Origin of the sequence: Salinibacterium sp., assembly GCF_031364185.1 — a bacterium.
Lineage (GTDB): Bacteria > Actinomycetota > Actinomycetes > Actinomycetales > Microbacteriaceae > Rhodoglobus.
In genome coordinates this window covers 1-12,442 of record NZ_JANLVV010000341.1, presented here as the reverse complement: position 1 = coordinate 12,442, position 12,442 = coordinate 1, and the positions used below count along the sequence as shown (strand labels likewise).

At 63.4% G+C, this 12,442-nt stretch carries 12 protein-coding genes and 2 pseudogenes; 3 read left to right on the top strand and 11 right to left on the bottom strand.

Annotated elements, in window-relative coordinates; all coding sequences use genetic code 11:
- Positions 1-132: 132 nt before the first annotated feature.
- The 6 genes from RMN95_RS15140 to RMN95_RS15115 form a co-directional block, all read right to left on the bottom strand.
- Positions 133-1,770: a S8 family serine peptidase gene (locus tag RMN95_RS15140; protein WP_309617737.1), complete on the bottom strand. Its 1,638-nt coding sequence runs from the start codon at positions 1,768-1,770 to the stop codon at positions 133-135.
- A gap of 35 nt (positions 1,771-1,805) precedes the next feature.
- Entirely contained in the window at positions 1,806-2,270 is a 465-nt protein-coding gene (locus RMN95_RS15135; protein WP_309617736.1) for a hypothetical protein, read from the bottom strand.
- Between the two features lie 2 nt (positions 2,271-2,272).
- Positions 2,273-2,887, bottom strand: coding sequence for a sigma-70 family RNA polymerase sigma factor (locus RMN95_RS15130; RefSeq protein ID WP_309617735.1), 615 nt, complete (start codon positions 2,885-2,887; stop codon positions 2,273-2,275).
- A gap of 142 nt (positions 2,888-3,029) precedes the next feature.
- Positions 3,030-3,350 carry a hypothetical protein gene (locus RMN95_RS15125; protein ID WP_309617734.1) on the bottom strand — a complete coding sequence of 107 codons (321 nt, stop codon included), beginning with the start codon at positions 3,348-3,350 and terminating at the stop codon, positions 3,030-3,032.
- A 1-nt stretch (position 3,351) separates the two neighbouring features.
- Complete coding sequence (locus RMN95_RS15120) at positions 3,352-3,564, bottom strand: hypothetical protein (RefSeq protein ID WP_309617733.1); 213 nt, start codon at positions 3,562-3,564, stop codon at positions 3,352-3,354.
- Between the two features lie 90 nt (positions 3,565-3,654).
- Entirely contained in the window at positions 3,655-4,059 is a 405-nt protein-coding gene (locus RMN95_RS15115; RefSeq protein WP_309617732.1) for a pilus assembly protein CpaE, read from the bottom strand.
- Between the two features lie 395 nt (positions 4,060-4,454).
- Between RMN95_RS15115 and RMN95_RS15110 the strand changes: the two genes are divergently transcribed.
- Positions 4,455-5,114, top strand: a complete 660-nt coding sequence (locus RMN95_RS15110) for a response regulator transcription factor (protein WP_309617731.1) — start codon at positions 4,455-4,457, stop codon at positions 5,112-5,114.
- A 94-nt stretch (positions 5,115-5,208) separates the two neighbouring features.
- Here RMN95_RS15110 and RMN95_RS15105 read toward each other — a convergent pair whose 3' ends face one another.
- From RMN95_RS15105 to RMN95_RS15090, 4 genes are all read right to left on the bottom strand, one after another.
- Positions 5,209-5,943: a hypothetical protein gene (locus RMN95_RS15105; RefSeq protein ID WP_309617730.1), complete on the bottom strand. Its 735-nt coding sequence runs from the start codon at positions 5,941-5,943 to the stop codon at positions 5,209-5,211.
- A gap of 404 nt (positions 5,944-6,347) precedes the next feature.
- Positions 6,348-7,073 (bottom strand): hypothetical protein, encoded by a 726-nt coding sequence (locus RMN95_RS15100; protein ID WP_309617729.1) that lies wholly within the window; start codon positions 7,071-7,073, stop codon positions 6,348-6,350.
- 198 nt (positions 7,074-7,271) lie between these two features.
- Positions 7,272-8,333, bottom strand: a complete 1,062-nt coding sequence (locus RMN95_RS15095; protein WP_309617728.1) for a VIT1/CCC1 transporter family protein — start codon at positions 8,331-8,333, stop codon at positions 7,272-7,274.
- Between the two features lie 3 nt (positions 8,334-8,336).
- Positions 8,337-9,269, bottom strand: coding sequence for an aldose 1-epimerase family protein (locus RMN95_RS15090; RefSeq protein WP_309617727.1), 933 nt, complete (start codon positions 9,267-9,269; stop codon positions 8,337-8,339).
- A gap of 98 nt (positions 9,270-9,367) precedes the next feature.
- Between RMN95_RS15090 and galT the strand changes: the two are divergent.
- Positions 9,368-10,459 (top strand): annotated as a pseudogene (gene galT / locus RMN95_RS15085) (galactose-1-phosphate uridylyltransferase).
- Positions 10,456-11,616, top strand: a complete 1,161-nt coding sequence (gene galK, locus RMN95_RS15080) for a galactokinase (protein ID WP_309617726.1) — start codon at positions 10,456-10,458, stop codon at positions 11,614-11,616. The pseudogene galT and the gene galK overlap by 4 nt, the downstream one beginning before the upstream one ends.
- 317 nt (positions 11,617-11,933) lie before the next feature.
- Here the strand turns inward: galK and RMN95_RS15075 are convergent.
- Positions 11,934-12,442, bottom strand: a pseudogene (locus RMN95_RS15075) (bifunctional 5,10-methylenetetrahydrofolate dehydrogenase/5,10-methenyltetrahydrofolate cyclohydrolase); the annotation flags it as partial.

The window sequence follows — 12,442 nt, the reverse complement described above, 5'->3', positions numbered from 1 at the left end:
AATGCGGGCCGTGAGATCTATATCGGTGCTGCGCGAGAGCGCGGCGTCGAGAGCTCGCCGTGCGGCGGCATGACGGCCGGCGTTCCCATAGTCAATTCCGCGTTCGTACAGCGTCGAGGCAGACAACACGTTTCATTGTCGCACCAGGGCTGTCACCTTCTCTATCGTCTTCCAGGAGTAATCGACCACTTCGGCCGCAGAGCGATTGGCGGCCGCAAGAAGAGTGCCGTCAAGCTGAGCGGCCAGCCTGCCCGCGACAAGCGGCGAAGCGAATGATGTTCCGCTCCACACCGCAAAACCTCCGCGATAATCGTCGGGGTCGATGGAATCACGATCGAGTCCGTATGCGACGGTGCGACCGGCAGGCATGCTGCCGGCCTCAAACACAGGGATCGTGCTGACGACGGACACTCCTCGCTCGTAGACCCGCACCCACGGCCCTGTATTACTGAACAGCGCAACGGTCGATCGATTGGGATTGAGCGCACCAACGGACACAATCGAGGTCGCATCCGGATCCTGGACACAGGGGCCACTGCCATCCACCCATGGCCCGAATGCCGCGGGGAACATGGGCCGGGCGGTGGCGTCATTGCCCGCCGAGCAGACCACGATCGTTCCGCAGCGCCCCATCACCGCGAGCAACTCCTGCAGTGTCTGGTCCAGTAAACGGTCGTCCGTCGGCGTCTCATGGTAGTAACCCATCGAGAGTGAGAGCACGTCAAGAGGCAAGCCCTCGGGCTCCCCGTTGGCATGCCGACGTACGAGTTCGGCGATGCCCGTGAGAGCGTTCACCACATCGGACTCGTGTGCCGTGCCGTCGGAGGCAGCAACTCGCCACGCGACGATATCCGCGTCTGGGGCGGCCTGTCTGAGCACACCGGCGATGAACGTGCCATGACCGGCCACCTGGTCGAGCGCGCCGTCGAGCGGACCGAACTGGTCACCCCAGATCTCGGGATCGGTTGAGGGATCGACGAGGCCGATGGGGACGCCATCAATGTCCACCCTGGTGCGCACGATCGCATCGAGCCAGGGATGCGCTCCGCACCCTGTGTCGAGGGTGCCGATGACAGGACGGCGGCCCCGGTACTCCTTATCGAGCGTGCGTCTCGGTGCTTCGCCCACAAAGGCAACCGGCTGCAGCCCTCCCGAACCCGGGTAGCCATAGCTCGCGATGGGGTTCACGGCCCCGGTCATGCCAAACGGAGTCATACCGAAGGGCGTCATGCCGAAGGGCGTCATGCCGAACGGAGTCATCCCGAACGGAGTCATCCCGAACGGGGAGGAGATGCTGAGCACGTGATCGAGGCCGATGCCCTGCAAAGCCCCAATTCCCCACTCCCTGCGAGCACGCTGCAACAGCACCCAACTATCCGGTGCCTGCTGGGCCACACTGGACGCCGTCAGAATGAGCCTCGCAAGACCGAGTTGCCCGCTCGCCCACGGTAGCCGTCTGCGACGCGCGGCTCCGGCGGCCTCCGATTCGGCGATAGGGGTCGTCACGAAGCCTTCGTCCCGAGAGAGCACCCAGCCGAGCGTGTCGGCGATTTTTGTGAGCACGGCGATGGCCTCATCCACGTCTCGCAGTGTCGATACCAGCAGTCGCGACGGGACGTAGCGGGTCGGATACGCGGTGATCCCGTCAACGGGTTCCACTGTCGCGTCGAGAACACTCGCGGCCACGGGCGGAAAGCTCCACCGAGATGCCCATTCTGGCCTACTGTCGCCCTTTGGGTTGCTGCTTCCGGTGCCTCGATCAGTGGTCATCCTGCGCTCCTTACGGCTGGAAAGGGTTCGACGAGTTAGAGATCGAACTCGGCTGTCGTGAAGCCATGGGAGGCACCACCGGCCCCGATTGCATCGACTTCAAGCCACAGTCGGGTGCGCCCGGTTGGAATGTGCTCGAACTCGAAGCGGCCCTCCGGGCTGATCGAGGCGGTGACCTCGTCGTGGGCCTGGGTCAGCCGCACAGTCATGGCGGAGGCCGGCGTGAGCCATCCATCCACCCGCCGTTCTCCATCCCCCGTCGAATTCACTCGCAAGAGCATCCTCAGTGTGCCGTCGGTAAATTCGAGGGTCTGGGATTCGGATGTCCCGCGCACTCCCGCAAGCGCCGGCACGGTGTCCAGCATGGTGAGCATGACATATTCGACTGCCAGCCCCTCGGTGGCAAGTGCCACCAGGATCGAGTCGACGAGGTCATCGGGCATCGGGTCGAGGTCAGTCCACATCTGCCGCAATCGGGCAAACAGTTCGGTGTCTGTCATGGCTATCGCGCCAATTCTCGAGATCCGAGCGCGTCGCGCAATTTGGCGAGACATCTGCCTCTGGTTGGGCCGATACTGCCGATCGGCATGTCGAGATCGGCAGCGATGCGCGCATAGTCGGGACGCTCCTCGAAGGCGACGATACGAAGCAGTCGCTGGCAGCGCTCCGACAGCGTTCTCACGCACGTCCACAACCAGCCCTGGTCGTCGCGAGCGACGGCGACCTCCTCGGCCGAGCCATCATCCTCGGCCACTCGCTCGAGAATATCGTCGGATACCAGAACGTTGCGCGACCCCCGTCTCGCAACACGCCAGGCCTCCCTCCGTGCAGTCGTCGTAAGCCAGGCGGCCACGGCGCGCGGGTCTGCAATGGAGTCATAGCGACTGACAAGAATCAACCAGGTGGACTGCACGACGTCCTGCGACTGCTCAACAGCAAGTCCGTGGGCGCGAACTACGTGCCACAGGACGGGGGTCATCGTGCGCACAAGCTCGTCCATCGCCTGGGCTTTGCCCGATCGCCACGCCTCGAAAGCGAGAGCAGCACGGTCCCAGATGACCTCGGTGTTCGGGTCCGAGAGGGTGCGATGGTTGCTGTGCGAAATGCCATCCTCCATAGTCTGAATTCTCATCACACATCAGAGGAGTTGCGCAAGGGCAGCCTGATACATCTTTGTCGAATATGCGCTGCTGCCCGCTGTTCTCTACTGCTCAGTGGCGGCGCGTGCGCTCATCACCACGGCGCGGCCGATGCCAATGCTACGAATTGATGTCGCTGCGCAGAGAGCCGGTGCGGTGCGCCCTGGCCTGATGATCGGCGGTCTCGATGATCGTCGACCAGGGAGAACCCGCCCGCTGGCACAACGACTGCGCATTTTGCCAGATGTACAACCACACGCTATGCATGGCGCCGTCGACGACAGAGCCGGTGCCCAAGTGATGTCGACAGACCGCGTAGGTCGCATCACACAACTGGTCGTACAGGTCAGAGAACGCCTGCTGGTCGCCTCTGGCCATCGCGCGCATGAGGCTGCGTTGTTGGCCAACCTCCGCCGGTGACATCACTACGTTGATTGACAAATCAGCGAGTGAAGGAGTGGATCTGCTTATTCGCCGCCGACCGCGCCTTATTGCGAGCCTTCTTTGCCTTCTTGCGGGCTTTCTTGACCTGCGGGTCGTTCCAGTAGCGAGTGGCCGCCTTCCTAATCTGTGCATAGCGGCTTTCCCCCGCTTTCGCGCCGAGCACGTAGGCAACAACAGCAACGAGGGCAACGATGAGGTACTGGGGGCGCATATCAGGCTCCTTTATCCGAGGGTGAAAGGTGAGCGCGCCGTTGCGTTCTACCGTGCCAACCTACCGGCGGAACCCGAAACGGCGCTGGGCCTATACGGAGAGGGAGTCGAGGAGGTATAGTGCGGCCCGAGCGTAGGCATCCGCCGCCACATCCGACTCAAAAGCATAGGACTGGCCCTCGAACTCCGCCGTAACCACAAAGCCGGCAGCCTTGGTGAGCGACCGGAATGTCGAGGCCAGAAATTCGCGAAGCTGGTGTTCTTGCGGCAGCCAAAGCGCATCATCGAGAGCGACCGAGTCCAGCGCCCATTCGATGGTGCCGTTGAACCCCAGAACAGTGCCAGTGCCGTAGTCGTGGGCTTCCACGGTCATGTCGCTGAGGATGTACACCTCCTCATCGGCCTCGATCCGGTCGATGCGGAAGGCGTCGCCGGCGCGCGGCCGCCACTCGAGCCCCGAGTCTCTGAGTGCCCGAGCGAGCTGGGTGGAGATCATCCTCTGATTATGCGCGATTGCTGACCAGAGGACCGCTGATCAATCTGATCGTTCACCCCACACAGATCGAGGGAAGCAGGGTCGGCCGACGGCACGCTGATCGGCAGCGGGACATCAGGTTTGCGAAGAATCCCGAGCAGTTTCGGCTGGATGAGTGGGGCACGTACCGCTATAAGCCTCCGATTATTAACCAGCAATTCATCGGATATCGGTGCAAACAGCGCCGAAGTAGTTGATATTCTGAATTAGTTGCAGGCGGCCGGGTTGGACTTGTCTACGAAATCGAGTCCCTAGCCAGGCTGCGCCCGACATGTGAAATCGACCATAGGGACAACACCATCGGCACCCAGCCCACCGACGCCTATCCTCACCCCGCCGACGTCACACTCAGCGTTGTGGTTGTCGGGCCAGACACTGAGCGCCGCGACGAGACTCTCGATGCCCTCGCGCAGTGCGCTCAGGTGACAGTCATCGCTACAGTTCCCCTGGATGTTGCGGCTCTTGGTGCGATCGAGATCCATGACCCAGATGTGGTGGTTCTTGGACTCTGTGGCGAGCACCGGGGTACGGATATTCTCGACGGGGTAGGCGTCGACGACACGACAGCCGTGGTCGTGCTGGACTCGTTTCCGACAGAGGAACAAATCCGGCAGGTGGCTACGTGTGGTGTCGATGGGTATCTGGTCGAGGGGCAGTTTTCCCCGGAGGATCTCGTCGCGGCGATCGTCTTGGCGCCGACGGAGGGTTCCACCATCTCACCTCGGGTCGCCGCGGTGTTGCTGTCGGATTACGCGGGCTGCGCGCGCCGCAGTAAAGAGGAGAGAGCTGCGGTCGGACTCACACCACGCGAACATCAGGTTATGGAGCTGATCGCAAGCGGGATTTCAAACTCCGAGATCGCCCAACGATTGACACTCAGCATGCAGAGCGTGAAGAACAAGGTCGGGCGCATACTCGCCAAGCTGGGCGTGTCGAGTCGTGCTGAGGCAGCAAGTTGGTGGGCCGGGTACCGGCCAGCTGATACCCGTTCCCTGCAACAAAATCCTCGCCGATGAAGAAGCGCCCAGCCGATAGGGCTGGGCGCTTACTTTTCCCACAATGGATCTATCGTCCTCCAACAACGACAAGTCGCGTGCGATGCTTGGGACCTTATCCGATTGCAGTCTCCAGGTAGCCGTCGCTAAGCAAGTCGCGTATCGAGTGCGGCGCGCCGATCGGTGGGGGAGAGATCTGACACTCTTTAAGGAGATCGTCAGTAGTCATGGGTCTTGTTTCGAGATTGTACATGCCGTCAGCGGTGCCGTTAGAGAGAGTTATAGGGGTATTGGTGATCACGTCATCGTGCCATTCGTTGGTGTCATGAGTCTCGTTGTAGTAGTGCTCGGTCCAGCTCATCCGGCCTTCAGAGTGGTACATCAGTGGCCTGAACGTGATACGTCCGATTTCGCCTTTCGGAACGGCAAAAGTGAATGAGGTGCTGGTTGTCGCGCTTCTTGAGACCCCGTTTGTGGTAGTTCTGCTAACACTCACTCCTATACCGGCGAGGAAGGGGGCATCTGCGCCCTGACCGGTCGACCAGCTCCAATCGTTGCCGATGGTCTGGCTCTCCCCGCCAGACGCCCTGGTTTCCTCAGTTCTGTTAGGACAAGACGGTGCCCAAGCGCCGATAGCTCGCGTGGGTCCATCGACAAAGCCGCCCTTTGTTTCGGCATAGCTCCACCCAGTGCAGTCGCCGTGGCAGCTTCTAATGTCCTTTTGGTCTGGATCGTCGTCAGCAAACGCGGCGGTGGGCGTAACCATAGAGAGCAGCAGTGCTCCTGCAGCGATGACACCTGCGGTTCGAAGTCGATTCATGTTCATGACAATCTCCTGAACTGTTTCCACGAAATAAATATTTCGGCTAAAAACCAGACTCTCAAGTTCAATCGAACGCTGGAAGGTACTGAGGTACCCACTTTTGGGGCTGGCGAACCGGACACCACAATCATCTCGCACGGGTGGCAGCTGATGGCCAACCCGACTTCCCGACACAGAAGCACGACGGTCGCAGAGAGTGCATCAAACCCTAGGATCGCGCGGCGACTCGCGCTCAGTGCGAACCCTGGTGCGCCCGCATTCGATACGGACCACGGCCTCTCCTTAACGAATGAGAGCCCAACCGGGGGGCCGGGCTCTCATTTTCTCAGGCGAAGGTGCTGTCTAGTTCCTCATTCACGGATCTGGCTGAACGTATAGAGGAAGCTCGCTTACTCAATCAGTTGACACCGTTGGGGTTAGCGCGCCTTACGTTAGCCCCGCGGGTAAATTATGTTATCCAACGGGCCGGGGATCCAGATATCGGTCGGATCAGGCGTGACCGGCTCGTGGGGGCAGAGTGATTTGATTTCATCGCTGGTCATAGGCCGCGATTCGAGGTTATATCTGCCGGCTTCGGCGCCGCTTTGGAGGGTCATCGGGGTCCGACTTTCGATGTGAGTTTTATAGTCATCCTTATCATGAAATTCGCTCGCAACGTCCGTCCGGGTCCAGTTCATCTGTCCCTCCGAGTAGTACATCTTTGGGGAGAACGTCATGTGTCCAATATGACCTCGGGGAATGGGCTTGGTATACGTGGTGCTGGTCGTCACGCTGTTCGAGATGCCCTCGCTGTAGCTAGCGCTGAGTTTCACGCCGATGGGCCCGAAGACCTTATTGTCGATGTCACCGCCGAACCTCCAACTCTTAGTGCTGCCGATTGTCCTGCCAGTTGTTGAGGCAGTGGAAGAGAGGACCTCATCACTTGGACAGGTTTGCGCATCGGACCCTAAAACTAGCGGAGTGTCAAAATATATCTCAGATGAGTTTTCAAAGTAGTTCCAGTTATCGCACTTGTAGATGTTGCTGCGTTCACACACATTCAAGCTGCTTTCTTCCCGGTCGTCGTCACCAGCAAATGCTGCGGTGGGCGAAACGACAGTGAGGCATAACGCCCCTGCCGCGATGAGGGCGGCGACTCGAGGTCGATTCATATTCATGACAATCTCCTGAATGGTTTTAGCGAAATGAGTGATCCGCTGTAAACAATCGTGACAGCGCCGATCACACGCTGCTATGTACCCAGGTACCCAATTACGGAACCCGTGAAACCACTGCACCTTTCACGCCGAGGCGTTCACAATCGCACGGCTTTCGCGATGTTCACGTCATGCAGCGGCACGGCGTCGTAACGCGCCTCAGCCCGCGCTCACGCCGAACAGCAGCCCCAGCAGGTAGGTCGCGCCGGCCGCACCGAAGCCGATGGCCAGCTGGCGAAGGGCGCGCTTGAGGGGGGATGCCCCCGACAGCAGCCCCACGATCGATCCGGTGCCCAGCAGCGCAAGCCCGACCAGCACCGAAGCCACGACCACGGCGGTGAGCCCGGTCGCGCCGAACAGGTACGGCAACACCGGGATGATCGCGCCAGAGGCGAAGAAACAGAAGCTCGACAGCGCCGCACCGAACGCCGAACCCACAACCTCGTGCTCCTGCGGCCGCAGCGCCGGCGTGAGCACCCGCCCTCCGATCACCTCCGCCGCATGCGCGGTCGCCTCCGCCGCCGACATCCCCCGGGCGCGATAGACCAGTGCCAGCTCGTTGGCATCGACATCCAGGTAGGGAACGGATGCCCCGGCCTCGGGGTTCGGCGTGGTGGCATCGAGTAGCTCACGCTGCGAGCGCACTGACACGTATTCTCCGGCGCCCATGGACAGTGCCCCGGCGAGCAAACCGGCGATTCCCGTCAGCAGCACGATGCGGTTATCGACCCCGGCGGCAGCCACGCCGAGCACCAGCGCGAGGTTGGAGACGAGCCCGTCGTTGGCACCGAACACGGCGGCCCTGAAGGTACCGGAAAGCCGCTGTCGACCTCGGGCAGCGAGCGCCCTGACGACCTCCTCGTGGATGCGCTCGTCCGCTGCCATCGCCTCCGTGGCATCCACATCGCCCTCGTACGGGGATCGACCTTCGGCTCGCTGGGCCAGAGCGAGCACAAAGACGGATCCGAACCGCCGCGCCAACAGGCCCAGAAAGCGGGTACGCAGGTCGCCCGGTCGCGGGCGGCCAGCAGCGTCGCCAAGCAGGGCGAGCCAGTGCTGCTCATGGCGGCCCTCCGCCTCGGCAAGCGCAAGGAGAATGTCGCGCTCCTCACCCGCGCGCCGAGAGGCGAGGTCACGGTACACGGCGGCTTCGGCGCGCTCGGCGGCGAGGTATTTTCGCCAGCGACGGATGTCGGTCGGGCTGGGTGCGGTATTCACCATGACCTAACCGGAGTACCGGATGCCCCAGCCGACCGTCCACGTCGCGCCGGGCTCGACCCAGGTGAGGCCCTGCCCGCTGTTGAACGCGTTCGGCGGCGCCGTCATCGGCTCGATCGCGACCGCAAGACCGAGACCGCCGTCCTTGGGGAAGATTGGGGTCGTGAAGACCTGCACAAAGCCGTGGGCGCTGTCCTGCAGCAGGCGCACCTCGCGGCCATCGGGGGCACGCAGGGTGGCGCTGGCGCCATCCACTGTTTCTACGCCGCCGAAGGCAGTGTCGAGGCTCAGGTCTGCGACACGCCTCGGGGTGCGCAGGTCGTACCTGGTGCCGTCGACCGGGTGTTCTGCGATCGGGTTGAGCCGGGCATCCACCTCGAAATAGGTGGATGCGTGCACCGTCAGTTCGAGCTCAGCCGCCGGCACGTCGCCGATCTTCAGGAACGGATGAGTACCGATCGCGACCGGGGCCCTCGCCGCCGAAAGGTTGTGAATTTCGTGGGTAACGTCAAGGCCGCCGTCGACCAGTTCGTATCGCACGCTTGTGGCCAGGTGGAAGGGATACCCGTGCTGGGGGAACACCGTCGCGCCCAGCGTGACCGAGCTCGCGGTGCGCTCGAGCAGACGGTAGGCGGTGTTACGCAGCAGCCCGTGGATCGCGTTGTGCTTATCGGCCTCGGTGAGATCGAGCTGGAGGGTCGTGCCGTCGAGCCGCCAGCGGCCATCCTCGATGCGATTGGGCCACGGCACGAGCACGATCCCGTCGGCGAAGGGCGGGGTGGCGCCCACGGGATACGACTCGGTGATCTCAGTGCCGTCGATCGAGAAGTGTCGCAGCGATGCGGCCACCTCGGTGATGATGGCGGTCGAGCCGGCCCTGGCGATCTCGAACTGCTCGCCGGTGGGTGAGTGGGTGACTGCTGGCATTCGCTGGTTCACGCCGACAGCCTATCGGCGTGGATGACGGTCATCCCCGCCCGCGGGCTCGTCAGTGTGGAAATCGAAAGGTCTGCTTTCGATATCGTAAGAGCATGCTGATGGCAGGAATCACCCGGCACCCGACCACGCTCGCCGACGGTCGCGAGCTCATCTACTACGACGACGCACACTCCACGCTGCCGCCGGGACGCGCGGTCGATGCCCGCACGCTCGACCCCAGGCCCGCGACCGCGACCATGCGCCAGGACCCGCTGACCGGCGAGTGGGTATCGATCGCGGCATCCCGCCAGAATCGCGTCTTTCTGCCCCCCGCCGACCAGGATCCGCTCGCACCGGCCACCGCGTCGAACCCGTCAGAGGTGCCGAGCAACTACGACGTCGCCGTCTTTGAGAATCGCTCCCCCTCGTTCGGCCCCTCGACCGAGGCGTTTGACCCGGCGCTGCTCGATGAGATCGGGCTCGGCCGTACCCTGCCCTCGGTGGGCCGCTGCGAGGTGGTCTGCTTCAGCCCAGAGCACGAAGGGTCGTTCGGCACGCTCTCCGCGTAGCGGGCTCGCACCGTCATCGAGGCCTGGGCCGACCGCACGTTCGCGTTGAGTGCGATCCCGGGGGTTCAGCAGGTGTTCCCGTTCGAAAACCGTGGCGAAGAGATCGGCGTCACCCTGCGCCATCCGCACGGGCAGATTTACTCCTACCCCTACGTCACGCCACGCACCCAGCGCGTGGTCGAGTCGATCTCCAGGTTCGGGCCCGACCTGTTCGAGTCGATTCTCCAGTTCGAACGATCCTCGGAGCGAGTCGTGCTTGCGGGCGAGCACTGGAGCGCCTACGTTCCCTTTGCCGCGCGCTGGCCCCTGGAGGTGCATATGCTCCCGCACCGCCACATCCCCGATTTCGCCGCGACCAACGATGCCGAACGCACCGAACTAGCAGAGATATACCTGCGCTTGCTGGGTGGCATCGATGCCCTGTACGACACCCCCACCCCCTACATCGCCGCCTGGCACCAGGCACCGGTCACCGTCTCTCGCGACGACATCCGGCTCATGCTTCAACTCACGAGCCCCCGCCGTGCCGAGTCAAAACTCAAGTACCTTGCTGGCTCCGAGGCCGCGATGGGGGCCTGGATCGGCGATATCGTTCCCGAGCAGACCGCCGCATTCATCAGGAAAGGAATCGAGCGCGCATGAGCGACATCAGGGATGACGTAGCCGACGGCTTCGAACAGATTCACGGATATGCCCCGCTCGGCATATGGTCGGCGCCCGGGCGTGTGAACCTCATCGGCGAGCACACCGATTACAACCAGGGTTTCGTGTTGCCCTTTGCCATCAACCGACGCACGGTCGTGGCTCTCGGCGCTCGGGATGACGGGCTCATGCGAGTCGCGAGCGAATTCGCCGACGAGATGGCCGGTATGGCGCTCACCGAACTCGAGCCGTCCCGTCTTACGGGCTGGTCCGCCTACCCACTTGGCGTCGCATGGGCCCTCGGAGAGGCTGGCGCAGACCTCTCGGCCGTACCCGGAATCGACCTCTACATCGAGTCGACTGTCCCGGTGGGGGCCGGGTTGTCATCATCCGCCGCCATCGAAAGTGCCGTCGCCGTCGCTCTCGACGAAGTCTGGCAGCTGGGACTCGACCGGCCCACCCTCGCCCGGGCCGGTCAACTCGCCGAGAATAAGGCCGTCGGTGCCCCCACCGGAATCATGGATCAGTCTGCATCGCTCCTCGGCCGCGACGACCACGCCGTGTTCCTCGACTGCCGTTCGCTTGCATCCGAGCTCGTGCCGCTCGGGTTCGCCGAGGCCGGGCTCGAGCTGCTCATCATCGACACCGGCGTGTCGCACGACCACTCCACCGGCGGCTATGCCGACCGACGCGCCTCCTGCGAGGCGGGAGCCGCCGTGATGGGGGTGGCATCGCTGCGTGACCTCGGCGTTGACGACCTGCCGCGGGCCCGCACTTTGCTCGACGACGAAACGTTCCGCCGAGTGCGCCACGTGGTGACCGAGAACCAGCGCGTGCTCGACACCGTGCGGCTACTGCGCACCCACGGGCCCACCGCGATCGGCGAGCTGCTGGATGCCTCGCACCTCTCCATGCGCGTCGACTTCGAGATTTCCGTGCCGCAACTTGACCTCGCCGTAGAAACCGCACAGGCCAACGGGGCGATCGGCGCGAGGATGACCGGCGGCGGATTCGGTGGCGCGGCCATCGCCCTGGTGGCGGCATCCGGAGTCTCCCGCGTCCAGGTCGCCATCGACGGCGCCTTCGCCGAGCACGGCTTCGGCCAGCCGACGATGTTCACGGTGTCCGCGTCCGGCGGTGCCCGCCGCGATCGCTGAGCCGCGGCATCCACTCTCGCGGGGCAGCTCGACCTCACCCCGCCCGCGCCGTTCGCCCGTGCGCCGTTCGCCTCTGTCCGAAATGACGGAACCGCGACCGGGTGTGCCGCGAGAGTTCGGCGCCTGACCAGCCGTGACAGGCCAGATGTCCGTCATTTCGGACGGTTGCGACGGAATGTTGCGGTACACGCAGCACCCGACCAAACCAGCGGTCCGGACCTAGAAGACCTCGAGGTAGTTCAGGATGAAACTGACGATGCCGACCACGGCGATGACCGCGCCGACGAGAAGCCAGAACCGTCCCCAGGGGAAACTCTTCACAGCAGGTTCCTTTCCGCAGCATCGACGACATTCTTGAGCAGCATGGCACGAGTCATGGGTCCGACGCCGCCGGGGACAGGCGACAGGAACCCCGCGACATCCGCCACCGCCGGGTCAACATCGCCGACCAGCCTAGCCCTGCCGGTCTCGACATTGACCACCCGGGTGATGCCGACATCGAGCACGGCGGCGCCCGGCTTCACCCATTCCGGCGGGATGAGCCCGGCCACACCGACCGCCGCGACGAGGATGTCGGCTCGACGCACATAGCTTTCGAGGTCGACGGTGCGGGAATGGGTGAGCGTCACGGTGGCGTCAATCCCCTTGCGGGTGAGCAGCAGGCCGAGCGGCCGGCCCACGGTCAGGCCGCGGCCGACGACCACCACATGGCGACCCGAGATGGGCACGCCGTAGCGCTGCAGCATCTCGATGATCCCGGCGGGGGTGCAGGGCAGCGGTGACGTGATCTAGCCGGCGACCCCGAGTACCAGCCGCCCGAGGTTGG